Origin of the sequence: Sphingobacterium sp. N143, assembly GCF_030325625.1 — a bacterium.
GTDB lineage: Bacteria > Bacteroidota > Bacteroidia > Sphingobacteriales > Sphingobacteriaceae > Sphingobacterium.
This window is the reverse complement of the sequence record NZ_JACAIS010000002.1, coordinates 566215-584993: the sequence shown is the minus strand read 5'-3', so window position 1 is coordinate 584993 and position 18779 is coordinate 566215. Positions and strand designations below refer to the sequence as shown.

At 42.3% G+C, this 18779-nt stretch carries 13 protein-coding genes; 7 read left to right on the top strand and 6 right to left on the bottom strand.

The window, feature by feature from the left end; translation table 11 throughout:
* Positions 1-41 precede the first annotated feature (41 nt).
* The 4 genes from mfd to HX021_RS05940 form a co-directional block, all read right to left on the bottom strand.
* Positions 42-3380 (bottom strand): transcription-repair coupling factor, encoded by a 3339-nt coding sequence (mfd, locus tag HX021_RS05955; protein WP_286589194.1) that lies wholly within the window; start codon positions 3378-3380, stop codon positions 42-44.
* 310 nt (positions 3381-3690) lie between these two features.
* Positions 3691-4275: a hypothetical protein gene (locus tag HX021_RS05950; protein ID WP_286589192.1), complete on the bottom strand. Its 585-nt coding sequence runs from the start codon at positions 4273-4275 to the stop codon at positions 3691-3693.
* A 78-nt stretch (positions 4276-4353) separates the two neighbouring features.
* Entirely contained in the window at positions 4354-5646 is a 1293-nt protein-coding gene (locus HX021_RS05945; RefSeq protein ID WP_286589190.1) for an HAD-IB family phosphatase, read from the bottom strand.
* A 111-nt stretch (positions 5647-5757) separates the two neighbouring features.
* Complete coding sequence (locus tag HX021_RS05940) at positions 5758-6729, bottom strand: NAD-dependent epimerase/dehydratase family protein (RefSeq protein ID WP_286589187.1); 972 nt, start codon at positions 6727-6729, stop codon at positions 5758-5760.
* A 106-nt stretch (positions 6730-6835) separates the two neighbouring features.
* Between HX021_RS05940 and HX021_RS05935 the strand changes: the two genes are divergently transcribed.
* Positions 6836-8023 carry a formimidoylglutamase gene (locus tag HX021_RS05935; protein ID WP_286589185.1) on the top strand — a complete coding sequence of 396 codons (1188 nt, stop codon included), beginning with the start codon at positions 6836-6838 and terminating at the stop codon, positions 8021-8023.
* Positions 8024-8155: 132 nt separating this feature from the next.
* A complete protein-coding gene (locus HX021_RS05930) occupies positions 8156-9475 on the top strand; it encodes a DNA recombination protein RmuC (protein ID WP_286589183.1) in 1320 nt (439 codons plus the stop codon).
* A gap of 2 nt (positions 9476-9477) precedes the next feature.
* Here the strand turns inward: HX021_RS05930 and HX021_RS05925 are convergent, their stop codons facing one another.
* Positions 9478-10554, bottom strand: coding sequence for a DUF4407 domain-containing protein (locus HX021_RS05925; RefSeq protein ID WP_286589182.1), 1077 nt, complete (start codon positions 10552-10554; stop codon positions 9478-9480).
* A 167-nt stretch (positions 10555-10721) separates the two neighbouring features.
* Between HX021_RS05925 and HX021_RS05920 the strand changes: the two genes are divergently transcribed.
* Positions 10722-12833 carry a M3 family metallopeptidase gene (locus tag HX021_RS05920; protein WP_286589181.1) on the top strand — a complete coding sequence of 704 codons (2112 nt, stop codon included), beginning with the start codon at positions 10722-10724 and terminating at the stop codon, positions 12831-12833.
* 130 nt (positions 12834-12963) lie between these two features.
* On the top strand, positions 12964-13284 hold the full coding sequence (locus tag HX021_RS05915) for a hypothetical protein (RefSeq protein WP_286589179.1): 321 nt from the start codon (positions 12964-12966) through the stop codon (positions 13282-13284).
* A gap of 138 nt (positions 13285-13422) precedes the next feature.
* Here HX021_RS05915 and HX021_RS05910 read toward each other — a convergent pair whose 3' ends face one another.
* Complete coding sequence (locus tag HX021_RS05910) at positions 13423-14808, bottom strand: nucleotide sugar dehydrogenase (RefSeq protein WP_286589177.1); 1386 nt, start codon at positions 14806-14808, stop codon at positions 13423-13425.
* A gap of 263 nt (positions 14809-15071) precedes the next feature.
* Between HX021_RS05910 and dnaG the strand changes: the two genes are divergently transcribed.
* From dnaG to HX021_RS05895, 3 genes are all read left to right on the top strand, one after another.
* Positions 15072-17063, top strand: a complete 1992-nt coding sequence (dnaG, locus tag HX021_RS05905) for a DNA primase (protein ID WP_286589176.1) — start codon at positions 15072-15074, stop codon at positions 17061-17063.
* 10 nt (positions 17064-17073) lie between these two features.
* On the top strand, positions 17074-17430 hold the full coding sequence (locus HX021_RS05900; RefSeq protein WP_286589175.1) for a YraN family protein: 357 nt from the start codon (positions 17074-17076) through the stop codon (positions 17428-17430).
* 118 nt (positions 17431-17548) lie between these two features.
* On the top strand, positions 17549-18577 hold the full coding sequence (locus HX021_RS05895; protein ID WP_286589173.1) for a glutaminyl-peptide cyclotransferase: 1029 nt from the start codon (positions 17549-17551) through the stop codon (positions 18575-18577).
* The last annotated feature ends 202 nt before the right edge of the window (positions 18578-18779 follow it).

The following is an 18779-nucleotide window of genomic DNA, read 5'->3' as shown; positions in this document are numbered from 1 at the left end:
GCAATGAGTAGATTTTATTTATATTCAAGGTTAGAGCCTGATCATGATAGCATCTCTTTTAAAAGATTCAGTGCATATGTGATGGTATTTACATTGCTTAGGGCGAGTCGCAGCTGCCCTTTCACCTCTTTGAGATTGCTGATTTCCGGATGGCTTTGGACAAAGGAAAGTACACGTCCGAACTGATCCGACTCAAAATAAGTCGATTTCGGATTGTTGACGAAATAGCCTTTGAGTGTATTCTTTTTATAAGAGATTTTTTCGAATCCGATGGTTTTTCCAAACCATTGCAGGCGTAAAGTGTTGAATAGCTCGAATACTTCCCGCGGAATAGGACCAAAGCGGTCCTCGAGCTCTTTTTCAAAAGCAGCGAGTTCCTGTTCGTTTTCGAGCTTTGACAGTTCTGTATAGAGATTATAACGTTCGGTAATATTGGTCACGTATTCATCAGGGATCAGTACTTCAAGATCCGTATCGATTTGAGTAAAAGACACATATTTACGTTCTTTTTCATCAGCAAAAACGGCCGCAAATTCATCCTCTTTAAGCTCCTGAATGGCTTCATCAAGAATTTTATGGTACATTTCGAAACCGATTTCGGCAATAAAGCCCGATTGCTCACCCCCCAATAAATTCCCCGACCCACGGATGTCGAGATCACGCATGGCTACATTAAATCCAGATCCTAACTCGGAAAATTCCTCGATGGCAGAAAGGCGTTTGTAGGCCTCCGTTGTCAATGTCGATAATGGTGGACTGAGTAAATAACAGAATGCTTTCTTATTCGAACGGCCCACACGGCCACGCATCTGATGCAGATCACTTAAGCCAAACATATGGGCATGGTTGATGATGATTGTATTGGCATTTGGGATATCCAGGCCTGCTTCGATAATTGTTGTTGCAATCAAGACATCAAATTCGTGATTGATAAATTTGAGCATAACATCCTCCAGCTCATCTCCTTCAAGCTGGCCATGCGCCACGCCCACACGTGCTCCAGGCACCAGTTTGCGAATTAAGCTGCCCAGTTGGGGTAGGTCAGCTACACGGTTGTGGATAAAGAATACCTGCCCCCCACGGTCCAGTTCAAAACTCACCGCCTCTCCGATCAGCGTTTCATTGAATACATGGAGCTCAGTTTGTACCGGCTGGCGGTTGGGAGGAGGTGTGGAAATGATACTGAGATCCCGGGCTCCCATAAGCGAAAAATGTAAGGTACGTGGGATAGGCGTCGCTGTGAGCGTGAGCGAATCAACATTAGCACGCATCACTTTTAGTTTCTCTTTTACCGCCACACCAAACTTTTGCTCCTCATCAATGATCATTAAACCTAGGTCTTTGAATTTAACATCTTTACTGACCAGCCGGTGTGTGCCGATGATGATGTCGATCTTCCCATCAGCAAGTCTCGACAGTGTTTCTTTGATCTGTTTGCTTGTCTTAAAACGGTTGATATAATCGATCGTGCAGGGCAAGTCTTTGAGCCGTTCTGTAAAGGTGCGGTAATGCTGTAAGGCCAGGATTGTTGTAGGGACCAATACGGCGACTTGTTTACTGTCAGCGACTGCCTTAAAAGCCGCGCGGATAGCAATCTCTGTTTTTCCGAAACCCACATCACCACAGATCAGACGGTCCATTGGATGCGGTGATTCCATATCTTTTTTGACGTCTGTCGTTGCCTTTTCCTGATCAGGTGTGTCTTCATAGATAAACGAAGCTTCAAGCTCATTCTGCAGATAGCTGTCCGGAGAAAAGGCATTGCCATGCTGTGCTTTTCGTTTAGCATACAGCATGATCAGGTCGCGTGCAATGTCTTTGACCTTCTTTTTCGTGGTTTTCTTTAACTTATCCCATGCGTCTGTACCCAGTTTATTCATTTTGGGCACTGTACCCTCCTTGCCCGAATATTTTGAAATTCGATTTAACGAATTGATATTGACATACAGCAGGTCATTGTCTGCATAGATCAAACGGATCATCTCCTGCGATTTGCCATTGACATCGACTTTTTCAAGTCCACCGTATCGACCGACGCCATGATCAATGTGTGTAATAAAATCACCGGGCTTAAGATCCCGAAGGTCCTTCAAGGTGATGGCCTGTGAACGCTCGTATGCTTTCTTCCGTTTATATTTGTAATACCTGTCAAATATCTGATGATCCGTGTAACAAGCCAATTTTAAACTGTCATCCCGGAATCCTTCCCGAAGGGCCTTATGTATTGAAATAAAAGTGGTCGACTTATCCAAATCTTCCAGGATCGTATAAATTCTTTCGATCTGTTTGGTAGAATCGGAGAAAATCAGATTCTGAATATGGTGGCTTTCATTGTCCTTAAAATTATGGATCAAGAGGTTGAAGTCCTTGTTAAAGGATGGTTGCGGATGAATGTCAAATTTCAGGCTGACATCCGCCTTATAGAAAAATTGTTTTCCAAACTCAACGACAGGGAAGTCAAAAAATAGCGCATTCAGATTTTTCTCATCCGTAAATTCATTTTCAGGATTATTCCATTCAGGATTTTCTTTCTTCTGCTTGTCGGACAAACCCAACCACAGCTGTTTTGCTTTTTTCAGTCCGTCCTTGACGATATCTAAGGTGAACTGGGCATCCTTGATCCATATGGAGGCATCCTGATCAATATACTCCAGTAGAGAAATATGTTGAGATGTCAGAAATTTTGCCTGCACATTCGGTACGATTGTTACCTTATGGATTTTGTTTACCGATAATTGGGATTCAATGTCAAATGTACGGATGCTTTCGATGTCATCACCAAAAAATTCAATACGGTAGGGGAGATCATTCGAAAAAGAAAAAATATCGACGATACCACCACGAATGGCAAATTGCCCCGGTTCATAGACAAAATCTACCCGTTCAAAATCATATTCAATCAAAAATTCATTGATAAAATCTATGCTCAAAGCTGTGTTTTCTGTGATTTCAAGCGTGTTTTTTTCGAGATCGGTCCGATTGATTACTTTTTCAGCGATAGCGTCGGGGTAGGTGACGACCATTTTAGGTAATTCTGACGTATGATTGAGGGAGCTTAATGTTTCCGCACGTTGTAAGACATTGGCGGAATCCGTCTGTGTAAAATCAAAGGCCTTGCGGTAAGAAGAGGGGAAGAAAAGTACCTGCCTGTCCAATAGACTCTCCAGGTCGCTCAGAAAATAAGAAGCATCCTCATGTGTCGGTAGTATAAAAACCATTGGACGTTCTTGCAACTTATAAGAGGACACGGCAACAAATGCATCTGATGATCCGATAAGCCCCTTGAGTTGGATCTTTGGATTCTTGGACTGCATGGCCATGGTCAGCGATTGGACAGGTTCGCTTTGGCTATATTTTTCTAGTATTTCTTGAATTCCCACGAGCAAAAATTTCGAATAATTGCGAATTTAATTAATTAGTCTTAAGTATACGGTATGTGGTGCTAAGTTTTTTGGTAAAACAGCATTGAGAAATGCAGCCCATAATGAAAAAGACAAGTTCCCCATCCGCTGAAAACAGGACTATTTCTACCCCAGCCTCCCCGCAGACAGTAGCTTTTACTTGATGAGATAAAATAAGTAAGCGAATGCCAATAATGTCAGCAATGTAATTAAGTATAAGAGTTTATACTGTTCATAGGCACTTACACGATAAGATCCGATTTTAATCCAATTTTTGCTGTTTCTCATATTAATTCAGGTCAAGCTCGATTCGCTGTTCACTAAGATAGCTTTTTAGTGTGGTATTAGCAAAAGCATGTAGCGTAAGCTGAAAATCTTCCCGATAGTCAAACTGGAAGTCTTCATGCAGTTTATCATATTTGCCCACAGCATGTTTGATACGCCCTGTAATATATTTATGCAATTTATGGGCTGCAGATTGATAAGATGAGTCAAATAACCGGTCAAAATCATGGATGACTCTTTTTAGGATATAAAAGCGGAACTCCGCTTCACTGGTTTTGTCTTTGGTCACTTTCTCATGCTCATTGACCAGGCCACTTGCTTGTTTTACCAGCTTACTGAGGGCAATAAAGTTGCTATGCTGTGGCAGGTTGGCAATTTGGCATGTACCCATGTCAAATAATTGATGCAGCTGCTTGCGTAATTTTTCAATCCGTTCCTCCAGATCAAATTCATCTTCCAGCAATTGAAAATGTAGCTGTTTCATCAGCATCTTATCTTTGCTGATCAGGCGCACAAGGAGTTTGTCCTTTTCTTTTTGGGCCAAGTCAAGGACAGCTTTTTTCAATTCGATATCTTGATGTAGAGACATATTGGGGATGTATATGATGGTGGTTATTGGAGTTATGGAGGTTACAAAGGTTACACCTTCACAACCTCCATGCCCCAATTAATACAATATTCTAAACTTAATGGTATTCTCAATTTGTTTCAGTTGTTTCAAGAGGTCCTTGTCATATTCACCCTGGATATCGGTTACAGCATAGCCTATATCACTTTTGGTCATGAGGAACTGTGCAACGATATTGATGTTGTTTTGCGCATATACCTTATTGATATGCGCCATGATACCCGGAACATTTTTATGAATATGCAATAATCGGGTGACCTGCTTGACTTTGGGTAATATCAGGTTTGGAAAGTTACGACTTAAGTAAGTATCACCATTATTGATAAATTCAGCCATACGACGGGGAATGAATTCTGAATTTTTCTTCTTGTTTTTCTTATCGTCAAATACCACAATTCCTTTGGCATTGCAGATATCCCTACTGATATGACCTTTGATATCACCCAAATACCCAATGGTTTTCAGTTTGTCGGCACGTTGAAGCTGTTCATCGCTGATATCGATATGGTCTCCAAGTAGGAGCATACCGACATCTTTGACATATTTTTCTTCGAAAGTATCTTTGGTGCGGATTGAGAAACCATCTCTTTTTAAGATATGGGCTGCTATTTCAGGAACATCACCGACGATCAGACAAAGGATACGGTTTTTAGGGTAAGAAATAGCACGCGGTAAATCATTGACATACAAAAATTCATCAAAACTCGGCGTGATAAAATCTGCCTTTTCAGTCACGCTTTTACGTTGGATATTCTCGGTGAAGGCAAAGAATTTTTCAATTAAACCCGACTCCTTCAATTGAAAGTCCGAATAACCATCACCAATCCCAAAGAGCCGGCCTTCAATGTTCAATTGCTTTAACAGCTGCACCTTGCCGCCCTCATTTGACAATGGGTTTTCTTCATCGAAGCCAATAATATTGCCCTCATCATCAAACTTAAATGTATTGGCATAAATATTTTCTTTCTTGATATGATATGGGGTAACAACAGGAGTGATGAATTCTTTAAACCCTCCAGACACGATCCATGCCGTATCTGCATGTTTTTTGAAAAACTCACGATTCCGGGAGAATGAGGTGGATACCTTTTTCTTCAGGTGAGATACCAGCTTATCTAGATGGGATCTGTTGGCATTCAGTAGCTTGACACGGCCGGCCAATGCTTCCCGGAAGGAAAGTTTGCCCTCCATAGCCAGATTGGTATATCTTTCGATCTCATTATAAATTGATTCACGGTCAGGATGATTTTCAAGTGAAATTCTGGCAAGTTCATCGAGTGCTTCCACCTGGGTAAAGGTACTATCAAAATCAATGATGTAATAGTTTTTCATTGGAATACGTTGTTTAAGAAATGAAACTATCATGTATGCATACTACTGCGAATGGACAGCTTGTAAAGCTCACGATGGGTTCAGGGTTTGGTTGTTTAATATGTTATAGTTTTACTGTTTGTTGTACAAATTTGCAATTTCTTTTAATGTCTGCTCCAAAGGGCGGTAAGAATGGTTCAACAGGGATTGCACCTTGGCATTGGAATACTGTAATTTTGCACTCGATGCCGCCGCTGTTTCTTTCGTAAGGGAAGAATCTGATTTCTTGAAGACCGAGAGCATGCTGGAAAAAGTTGATGCAATTTGAAGTAATGTTTCGGAGACTTCAATCGTAGGCTCAGGCCTGCGCATCAATACACTGGCAACACTTAACAGATCCTTATTCGGGATATTCAGGTGGTTGATGATATAGCGTTCAGCGTTAACATCGCTTTTTTCCATTAACCGGATCATGATCGTTGCGACATCTTCCACATCGACTACCCCGATGCTGCCTTTTGGGTAGAATTTTAGTCCCTTATTGATCATGGCGAAAATCGCACCGGATCCTTTGTCCTTGGCCGCAGCTCCCAATATAACAGAAGGATTCACAATGACAGCCTCGAGGCCTTCCGTGATTCCGCGCCAGACTTCCATTTCAGCCTGATATTTTGAAAGTGAATAGTTGGAGGTTGTGGGGTTATGTTCCCAATGGTCCTTTTCTGATACCGGTAGATGATCCTTGCTTGTGCCCAAGGCTGCAATGGAGCTAACATGGAGCAAACGGATGCCTTTTTCCAAACAAAGATTGACAATGTTTGCTGTCCCCTCCACATTGACCTTAAAAAGCGTTTTGGCATCTTTCTTCTGATAGGAAACTAACGCAGCACAATGAAATACCTTGGTGACACCCTCGAGAGCATCTTCCAGCTCAAAATAATTATTGATATCCGCATCGATCCATTGAATTAACGACGAGGATAACAAAGAGGCCGGAATCGTCGATTGCGCTCGTTTAATAGCAATGACGTCAATCCCTTGGTCTATCAATTGTCTGATCAGTGTAGACCCTAAAAAACCTGTTCCTCCAGTTATTAATATCACTTGATAAAGATACTGTTAAAAATAATGTTTTCAAAAGTTAGTTAATAAATGGATATTTGTGTGAATTGCGCCTTGAAATATAAGGCGTGTTAACAAATTATAGCATATGTCATCATTGTCCGTATTTTTTAGTCCGATCTCCATAACGAATATTTCTCCTGAACATGGTTTTTTAAGCTCCCAGCTCGGGAATGTTATTCGGGCTTATGAGACAGATTTTCCGGCATGGGAAGAGGATGAGAAACCCCAATTGGCTATTTTGGGAGTATTGGAAGATCGGGCATCAATCAATAATAACGGCACAGATAAAGCGCCAGATGCGGTGCGCAAACATCTTTATTCGCTCTATCAGGGCGATTATAAGATGAATATTGTTGATTTGGGCAATATCCGGGCCGGGAATACGATTCAAGATACCTATGTCGCTTTAAAAGCTGTGGTGGAAGAATTGGTGAAGGCTGACATCCTGCCGATTATCATCGGCGGCGGACAGGATCTGACCTATGCGCAGTACTTGGGCTACCAAAACCTGGAACGGAAGGTAGAGCTTGCCATCGTGGATGCCCGTTTTGATCTTAACCAGGAAGAGGCTGAAAATGTGGAACTGAACTCACGTTCCTATGTCAACCATATTATTCTCCATCAGCCGGATTATTTGTTTAACCTAAATGCGATTGCCTATCAAACTTATCTGGTGAGCAAGGAATCCATTAACATGTATGACAAGCTTTTTTTCAATGCAACACGGGTTGGAATGATTGCAGGCAAGATGGATCAGTCCGAACCGCTCATCCGTGCAGCAGACATGATTAGCTTTGATATTGGAGCGATCCGAGCTTCTGAGGCTCCGGGAAATGCCAATGCCATACCAAATGGTTTATATGGCGATGAAGCCTGTCAGTTGGCTCGATATGCAGGTATGTCAGATAAATGTTCATCGATCGGTTTTTATGAATTCAACCCCACGTTTGATCCTATGGAGCAGACCGCAATGCTGGTTTCCCAAATGATCTGGTGTTTTATCGATGGATATTATAACCGTAAGCAAGACACCCCTTTATACCCTAAATCCTCGTATATTATTTATCGCACCACACTCGAAAATGAAGCCCATGAGCTGGTCTTTGTAAAAAGCAAAAAATCAGACCGCTGGTGGATGCAGGTACCCTATTTTGGATCCAAATCCGTTAATGAACGCTATTATCTCGTCCCCTGTCGGTACGAAGATTATCAAATGGCGGTATCTGGAGAAATGCCCGATTTATGGTGGAAAACACATCAAAAATTGCAGTAAACAGAAAAATACGACCCCATTTACCCCCTCAACGCAGGGTTTGAAACGCAGTTGGAGGTTAATTAAATTTGTCAATAGCATATGCAGCTGCCAGAAAAACTGGAGATGCTGTGTCCGAAAATATATTAAATCATGGAAATATTCTTCTTCGCAGGCATTGTGTTGTTGTTGGTCATTCTGATCATATTGGTTTTAAAAAAGAATGCTGGCCCATCCATTGATAAGGAGTACAGCAAAGAAGTGGAAGCACTGAAAATTGAACTTGCACGATCGCAGCAACGGGAGCAAAGCCTTCTCGAGGAGCGCATGATGCTAAGAGAAGAACTCGATAAAGAGCGGGAAAATCTGCTCGTCGCAGAACGTTCATTGGAAAGTACCCGTTCCTTTTACGAAGCACAATTAGACAAATTTCAGGAACAAAAAAATGAAATTGCAGAAATAAAACGGCAGTTTAACAATGAATTTCAGGTCATTGCCAATAAAATACTGGAAGAGAAAACCCAGAAATTCACCGAAACAAATCATCGTTCATTGGGCTTGATCCTCGACCCTTTAAAAGAGAAGATCAAACTATTTGAGGAGAAGGTTGATAAGAACTATAACCAGGAGGCTGCAGAGCGAAATTCCCTCAAAGGGGTTGTCCAACAGCTCGTTGAGCAGAGTCTCAAGATTAAGGATGAGGCCAACAGTCTCAGCAAAGCTCTGAAAGGAGACACTAAAAAGCAAGGAAATTGGGGTGAGGTTATCCTAGAGCGGGTCCTGGAGCGTTCAGGGTTAATGAAAGACCGCGAGTTCAGGCTACAGGTCTCCTTAATGGACGCCGAGGGGCGACGCATGCAGCCCGATGCAATCATTGATCTTCCAGAGGAAAAACACCTCATCATTGATTCCAAAGTTTCATTGGTTGCCTATGAGCGCTGGGTCAACGCAGAGACAGATGAGGACCGTGCTATTTTCGCGAAACAGCATGTGCAATCTGTCGAAAATCATGTCAAGGAGTTGTCCGCTAAAAACTATCACGAACTTTATGGGATTGAATCCCCCGAGTTCGTTTTACTATTTATGCCTATTGAATCAGCATTGAGTATGTCTGTAGCCCAAAAACCGGACCTATTTAGTGATGCTTGGGACCGGAAAGTTGTTATTGTTAGCCCATCCACCCTCTTGGCCACCCTGCGCACCATAGCCAGTATATGGAAACAGGAACGTCAGACGCGAAATGTCATTGAAATTGCAAAAGAAGCCGGAAGCTTATACGATAAATTTGTGAGCTTTCTGGCCGATATGGAACAAGTGCAAAATCAGCTTGAACGAGCACTGAAGAGCCATGAAGATGCAACCAAAAAGCTATCCACAGGCTCCGGTAATGTGATCGGGAAAGTAGAAAAATTGAAACGCCTGGGAGCAAAGGCAAACAAGCAGATTGACAGCAAATTTTTGGAGGAAGAGTAATTTTACAGCTCTTTCATTCGTTTATTGATCGAAACATCCACATAAGTGTCTTTCAAGCGGTCAATAGCTTCTTTCTCGATGACCAAATGGCTGTCCGATTCGTAGTTATGAAGCGTTCTGAGGTTCTCGACTTCGTTGTCATAAGGATCCCGTCCGGCAAGCAGTTTTACAATGACCGGCAGACATTCCAGAAACACAAAAAGCAAGGCAATGAAAAATACGGCATTGGCATTGGATTCGTTTATTTTTCCATTGGCATCATACCGTAAATTCCCTAAAGCAGCATTACGGTCAGCAAAACCGGCGACGTTGACAGCACTGTCCAAGGATATATTCGATAATACTTTTTGATCCAATATACCCTCAAATTTCTGCTTCTCGCGGATCGCATGTTGTTGTCCTCCTATTTTATACCTTAAGGAGTCCAGGTAAGCTTCTTTCTTCTTTAGCTCTTCTTCCTTCATCTTGGCGTACGGACCATAACCCATTACGCCCGATGTTTCCGTCGTTTTATTCCCAAAGATTTCATAGTTCAGTTTTGTGCGGTCCGTTTTGATACTGGATTCCAGCGAATCCTTTTCTAGGGTCATGGTCTGTAGTAGACCAATTTCGCGTGCATATTTCTTATTGAACGTATTATTGATCGTGTCTATCTTGGCCCGTTGATCCGCTAAAAAGCGCACCCGCAGATTCTCGCGGATTTCTTTATCGAAAATCTTCAGTTCCAATGGACGAGAAATGACCAGGCCGATCAGAATCGCCAGCAAAATTCGGGGCAGTGCCTGTAACAGCTGGATAAGACCACTTTTCGATTTGTTGATGCTCAGGACGATATAGCGGTCCATATTGAAAATGGCCAGCCCCCATATCAGGCCAAATACGATCGCCAGGAGCCAGTCCAGGGGCCCTCCACTGAATACAAAATACATGGCATAGCCGCCAGAAAGACTGGCAAATAATCCCGTGAAGAAAATAGTAGCACCTATGGCTGTGTACTTGCTATGCTCTTCAGGATACTTTTCAAGAGTTTCTTGATGTACCCCCGCACATCTCCAAAAGAAACGGTTAATATCGCTCATTAAAATATTTTTACTAAAATTGATATAATATTTTCAACAAGTTGACGAATAAGTTTTTGTTTTACAATAGGATGACGTTTTTTTGCAGTCTTCCACGATTGAATATAAGCACTGCGTATTTGGCTAATTTTATTATCTTTGAAAAAAATCAGGAATAATCAGACAATATGAAGAAAAGACAACTTTTGCCATTTTTAATGATTGTGGCAACTGCAATTGTTGGTTGTGAGGAGAAAAAAACGATGACAGATAATCCTCTTTTATTAGCCTATGAAACGCCTTTTAATGTTCCACCTTTTGACAAGATCAAAACTGAGCATTTTAGACCTGCCTTTGAAGAGGCCATCAAAGTCCATAATTTAGAGATTGACTCCATTGTCAATAATTCCGATAAGGCGACTTTCCAAAATACGATCGTAGCACTGGAAAATGCCGGTAGCCTGTTGGGGGATGTTTCCAGAGTATTTAATAATTTGAATAGTGCCAATACAAACGATAGCATCCAAGCAATCGCCAAAGATCTGGCCCCGATATTATCCAGCCACTCCGATGAAATTTCGATGAATACCAAATTATTTGGTAAGATCAACGAGGTCTGGAATAGCCGCAATACACTTGGCCTGGACTCGCAGGACAGTAAACTTTTGGAAGAAACCTACAAAAGATTTGTACGTTCTGGCGCCAATCTAAAAGATGCTGACAAAGAAAAAATGAAAAAAATCAATGCAGAACTCTCTACATTGACAACACAATTTGGACAGAACCTGTTGGCTGAAACAAACGCCTATGAACTGGTTGTGGATTCTGCCAGTCAGCTGGAAGGCCTGCCCGAATCCCTAAAAATCGCAGCAGCAGAAGAAGCGACAGCAAAAGGGAAAAAAGATAAATGGGTATTTACCTTACAGAACCCGTCAATTATGCCTTTTCTGCAGTATGCCAAAAACCGCGAACTGAGAAAACAGATCTGGGAGGCCTATCAAATGCGGGGTAATCATGATAATACCAACGATAATAAAGAAATTATTCAGAAGATAGTCAACCTGCGTCTCCAAAAGGCTAAATTACTGGGATATGCATCGCACGCGGCTTATGTGCTGGAAGAATCCATGGCAGAAAATCCCGAGAATGTCTATGCATTATTGAATAAACTTTGGACACCGGCTTTGGCAAAAGCAAAAGGTGAGGAAGCTGATATTGCCAACGAGATTAAAGCCGAAGGCGGTGACTTTGCTGTAGCTCCTTACGATTGGAGATATTATACGGAGATCATCCGCAAAAAACGCTTTGCTTTAGATGAAGATCAAATCAAACCTTATTTGAGCTTGCCTGCGGTCCGTGAAGGAGCCTTTGCGGTAGCCAATAAATTATATGGCTTAACCTTTGTAGCGTTGAACAATGTACCTACTTATCATGAAGAAGTAGAAGTATATGAGGTGAAAGATAAAGATGGTTCACATCTTGGTCTTTTGTATGCCGACTTCTTCCCGCGTGAATCAAAACGAGGTGGAGCTTGGATGACCTCATACCGTAATCAATCCACTAAAGATGGCAAACGTGTTGCGCCAGTCATTTCAATCGTCTGTAACTTTACCAAGCCAGTAGGAAAAAATCCAGCATTGCTGACCTTTGATGAAGCCACAACGCTCTTCCATGAATTCGGACATGCTTTGCACGGACTTCTTTCCAATGTGAGATACAGATCAATGGCCGGAACTTCAGTGTCACGTGACTTTGTCGAATTGCCTTCACAGATCATGGAAAATTGGGCCGCTGATCCAGAGGTATTAAAAACATATGCCAAACACTACAAGACCAAAGAGGCTATGCCAGATTCATTGATTCAGAAAATGGAAAAAGCAGGCACCTTTGACCAAGGTTTTGCAACAGTAGAATATCTTTCGGCAGCACTGCTCGATATGGACTATCATGCAACGACAAAAGAAATTTCTAAGGATATCAATGCCTTCGAAAAGTCAGCGATGAAAAAAATCGGTATCATGGATGCTATCATACCACGATATAGAAGTACCTATTTCCAGCATATCTTCGCCGGTGGGTATTCAGCAGGCTATTATGCATATATCTGGTCTGAAGTACTGGATTCTGATGCCTTCGCAGCTTTTAAAGAAAAATCCCTGTATGATCAGACAACTGCGGGATCCTTCCGTAAAAACATCCTTGAAAAGGGGGGGACAGACGACCCTGCAAAAATGTACCGTATATTTAGAGGCGCAGATCCCGATCCAAAATATCTATTGAAAAAAAGAGGATTGAACTAATCCCCATTAAACAAAAAAAAGGCGATATAAAAAAAATATCGCCTTTTTTTTGTTTAAGTACTTGTTATTCTAAAAACAATGCTTACATTTGGATATTATTTATAATGAGTCTAAATAAATACAATAAAAGATGTGTGATACCAAGATGCTAAGTCAACGTGGAGATACCCATATTAGTGTATGCCATAAATGTAAAACGTATTATATCTGGCAACAGAGTTTTGTACTGACATTTACGCGGAATAAATTTTTAGACTTTCTGAATATTACGAAAAGCAGTGGTGACGAACTCTTCTTCAGCACGTTTCCGGATGGTGAATTCCGCTTGATCATGAAGACGCCGTATCCTGATATTGTATTTTCCTTTGATGAGGAGCAATGGCAAAACTTTAGGGATGCCCTTCAGGAGTCGTATTATATGAACGAATTTTATGGTATGCTAAATAATTAAGATAAAAAGTCCTGTTGTATCGCTTGTGTTTCATCTCTCTTTCCTTATGCGTTGACAACAGGCACAAACAAAACCCTCAGTATATCCGTCCGGTTCAGGGCGGTATCACTGAGGGTTCCTTTTATGTATTGATTCGGTTTACTCGCCTATGGCGTAATATTTAAAATCAAGACCTTCCAGTTTCTTACGGTCCAGGAGCTTACGTCCGTCAAAGACAAATGCCGGTTTTTTCATCTGTTCCTTAATCCTGCGCCAGTCATAGGTGGTAAATTCATCCCATTCTGTTAAGACGGCGATAGCATGGGCGTCGTCACAGGCTTCATAAGGAGTATTGACCACCTTGACCAGGGCCCTGTTCTCTTCTGAGGAGCGGCTGTTCAGATAGTCGAGGTCGGCATAGATCCGTTCGGCAGATACCTTCGGATCGTATACCGTAATTTCGGCCTGTTCGTTCAATAAATAGTCTGCGACATAGATTGCTGCCGATTCTCGGGTATCATTGGTGTCTTTTTTGAATGCCCAGCCTAAGAACGCTATTTTTTTTCCAGAAACAGTATTATATAAAGTCTGGATAATATTATCTGCAAATCGCTGTTTCTGATAGTCATTCATTAAAATCACCTGGTCCCAGTATGCTGCGACTTCCGTGAGCCCATAGCTGCGTGCAATGTATACAAGATTGAGGATATCCTTTTGAAAGCAGGAACCGCCAAATCCGACTGATGCTTTCAAAAATTTGGCACCAATCCGTGTATCCATGCCAATCGCTTTCGAAACTTCATCGACATTGGCACCGGTCTTCTCACAAAGGGCAGATATCGAATTGATGGAAGAGACACGCTGGGCCAAAAAAGCATTAGCGGTCAATTTGGACAGTTCCGAAGACCATAAATTGGTCGTTAAGATCTTGTCGCGGTCTACCCAATGAGCATAAATCCCGACCAGGGCAGCTAGGGCCTCTTCATTTTCCCCACCGATAAGCACACGATCGGGATTGATCAGGTCCTGTATTGCGGTCCCTTCAGCCAGAAACTCCGGATTGGACAGAATATGAAAATTCACGCCATTGCCTGTATTATCCAGGATGCTTTTCAATGCAGCGGCAGTACGCACCGGAAGTGTAGACTTCTCCACCACAATCTTATCATTTTTGGCCACTGCAGCAATCTGACGTGCACAGAGCTCGATATATTTTAAATCCGCAGCCATGCCTTTACCCTTCCCATAATTTTTGGTCGGTGTATTGACGGAAATAAAAATCATGTCAGCCTCATCAATAGCTTTTTCAATATCAGTCGAGAAAAACAGGTTACGGTCACGTGCTGCAGCGACGATTTCCTGTAAGCCAGGTTCATAAACCGGAAGATTGTCCAGGTTAATGTCGTTCCATGCAGCAATACGTGCCGCGTTGACATCCACAATCGTGACTTCAATATGTGGACATTGTTTAGCGACAACGGACATGGTCGGACCACCTACATAACCGGCTCCGATACAGCATATTTTCTTAATGGTTTTGCTCATTTTGATGATCTTAATCAGCTATAAATTGAACAACAAACTTAGATAAATTGCTTTTTATATGCAAGCTCGGTTTGTCTTTTACGGGCCATATAACACATCCTGTTTATGCCTTGCCAGCAGCAGTGTTTTATCAGGAAGATGCAAAATCGAAAGTTATAAGGCTCACTCCAACATGCAGGTCTGGTTATATCCCGACAAATAATGGTATACCGATAAAAAAATCTCAGATTTATGCTATTTTTACATTAAAAATAGGAGCAGTTTTGATAAAACAAGAAGTTATTGACAAAGTACTGGAAACAGCACGGATAGAAGAAGTGGTGGGCGACTTCGTTGATTTAAAGAAACGGGGGACCTCTTTGATCGGAAATTGTCCATTTCATAATGAAAAGACCCCCTCATTCCACGTATCCGTATCCAAGGGAATATACAAATGTTTTGGTTGTGGGGCGGGCGGTGATTCACTCAAATTTGTCATGGAGCTGGAAAAGTTTTCCTACCCGGAAGCTATCCGTTATCTGGCAGATAAATATTCGATCCAGATTGAGGAAGTGGAACGGTCTCCGGCCCAGCTGGCAGCGCAGGATAAACGTGAGAGCCTATATGTACTGAGTGCCTGGGCCGGTAAATTTTTTACGGAACAGCTTTGGAAAACCGAAATGGGGCAGGTCATTGGACTCAACTATTTCAAAGAACGTGGGTACCGCGAGGATATCATCAAGAAATTTGAACTGGGGTATTCGCCTGAAGAATGGACGGCTTTGGTGGATAGTGCTCAGCAGGCAGGCTTCCATCCCAGTTATCTTGCCGCCAGTGGCCTGGCGATCGAACGTGATGACAAGTCACTCTACGATCGTTTCCGTGGGCGGGTGATGTTTCCTATCCATAATCTGACCGGACGCATTATTGGTTTTGGTGGCCGGACACTTAAGACAGATAAGAAAGTCGCCAAATATGTCAACTCGCCTGAAAGTGAAATATACCATAAATCAGATGTATTATATGGGTTGAATTTTGCCAAAAAGGCCATCATGGAAGAAGATAACTGCTATCTGGTTGAAGGTTATGCCGATGTTCTGTCTGTCCATCAGGCCGGGGTCGAAAATGTGGTTTCTTCATCTGGAACCTCATTGACCACGGGGCAGATTAAATTAATTTCCAGGTTCACCAAGAATGTCACTATACTCTATGATGGCGATGAAGCTGGTATAAAAGCCTCACTTCGGGGCACCGATATGCTGCTGGAAGAAGGCTTAAATGTCAAAGTATTGCTATTCCCTGATGGTAATGACCCGGATTCTTATGTGCAAAAGTTTGGGGCTACTGCCTTTAAGGAATATATCAAATCAAATCAGCAGGACTTTATCTTCTATAAAACCAATATTTTACTTCGTGATGCCAACAATGATCCGATCAAGAGGGCTGAGGTAATCCGGGATGTTGTGGAGAGTATCGCCTTGATTCCTGATGAGATCAAAGTTTCTGTGTTTATCCGGGAATGTAGCAGTCTGTTGGATATCGAAGAGCGTATCCTGCTGGCCGAACTAAATAAGATCCGGCTCAATAGGGCAAAGAAGGCCGCCCGGAAGCCACAGAATCCCCCCCCAGCATCGGGTATACCAGCTATGGGAATGGATGGTCCACCACCAGATTTCTTCATGACCGAGGAGGAACGGGCCGGGATGCCTGCAGGGGGCAGCGTGGAGCCTCATGTACAGTTGACCTCCGAAATTCTGCAGGAACGTGAAATCGTGCGTATTCTGATCAATTATGGAGATTATCTGGCCACTTGGGAAGGTGATGGCAATATCCCTGTTGCAGGTGTATTGCTGGGTAATATCGGGGATATCGAATTTAAAGATAAAGCAGCGGCCTTTATCCTAAAGGCCTACCGTGATGCTGCTGAAAACTATGAAATACCGGATGCAAAACAATTTTATTCCAATGCAGATGCTGCGGTTTCGGAACTTGCCATCAATTGTGTGGCCAGTAAATATGCGCTGAGTGAAAATTGGAACGACGATAAACGTAAGATCTACGTTTCCCAAGAATACGAACATCTGAAACAATTGGTTGTCACGGCCATATACCGGATAAAAAAACGTAAAATTGAAGTCGAAATGCACCATATCCGTGAAGAGATGAAACACGAAAAGGACGTTGCTAACCTCGAAGTGCTGATCTTTAAATATCAAAAATTGAAGGAGGCAGAGCGCCTACTGGGCGGTTTTCTGGGAAATACAATCGTGAAATAAAAGAAATGATATGGCTAAGCATCTTGAAATAGGCGCAGATGGTGAACAAATGGCTATGGAATACCTGATCGGAAAGGGCTGTAAAATAGTGTTAAGAAATTGGCGATTTAAGAATTTAGAGGTAGATTTGATCGTCATGGATCAGCGTACCTTGGTATTTGTCGAGGTAAAAACACGTAGTCGTACGGAATTTGGCCTTCCACAGGAATTTGTGGATGTGCAGAAGCAACGGCGATTGATTCGTGCCGCCCAGGCATACATACTAAAGACAGCCTATATTGGGGAAGTACGGTTCGATGTCATTGCTGTAAAAAAAGGTCCTGAGATAGAGCTTACCCATATCAAAGATGCCTTTTGGGATAGTTGATCAGGAGCAGCATACAGGTGGTAGTATGGCCCGAGGGTACGATTGAAGATAAACGCGAATGAATAACCAAGTGCTTGCTTTCATGGAAAAACAAACACTTATCACTAATTAGATATAGATGAAAAAGATTACTTATTTTATTGCGATTGCAGCACTTGCATTTACCTCGTGTAAATCGAAAAAGGCAGCTTTGGAGTTTGCGATGCCCGAAACAAATCAAACCGTTTTAAAGGGAAGCCAATTGCAGTTAAAATTGAAATTTGAATCTGTTACCATGGATTCGGTGGCTTATTTTGTCGATGATAAGCATGTAGGGTCCTCAACGGATACGGTCGCGATCACTGTAGAAACGAACAACATGGCTTATGGTTCACGTAATATCTCCGCCTTAGTCTACAGCGGTGGTAAATCCGATTCGGTATCAAGCACATTTTATGTGGTTCCGGCGAGTGCGAAGAACTACGGCTTTGAAATCGTTAATAAATTTCCACACGATACTGCGGCATTTACCCAAGGCCTTCAGTTTGCAGATGGGATTTTATACGAGTCAAATGGCCGCTATGGTGAATCGAATCTCCGTAAAGTAGACCTAAAAACAGGAAAAGTACTGAAGGAAATCAAATTCGATGAGAAAACTTTTGCCGAAGGAATGACCCTGGTCGACAATAAACTGTTTATGTTGACCTGGGAGCAAGGAGAAGGTTATGTGTTTGATAAAAATACGTTTACAAAAGAAAGCGCTTTCAAATATGGAAATAGTAAAGAAGGCTGGGGCCTTACCTATGACGGCAAGCATTTGATCAAATCGGACGGGTCCAATAAGCTATTCTTTCTAGATAAAACGACAGGTAAAGAATTGCATGTTATTGGTGTTTATGATGAGAACGGCCCTGTGGATTCGCTGAATGAACTGGAATATATCGATGGTAAAGTATATGCCAATGTCTATCAGAAGGATGTGATTGCCATCATCAATCCGGAGACAGGAGCTGTTGAAGAAAGAATCAATCTGGTGGGGATTTATGAACATACTGCGGCCTACGATAATGAGCTCAACGGTATTGCTTATGACCATGCCGGCAAACGACTGTTTGTGACTGGGAAATTATGGAATACCCTCTATGAAATTAAGGCAGTTGAACGGTAACGGACAGCTGACCGACCTGCACATAAAAAAGCCGTATCAAGGATACGGCTTTTTTATGTGCAGGTCTTTGTGTTCCAGAAGATATCTTTCGAAACCGTAAGGCCCAGAAGAATCTGGGGCTGCCCGATAAAGGGGCAACAGGTACAGATGGAAAGTCCCTTCGGATAGGGGGCAGGGTATATACAATAAAAAAGGGATGAAG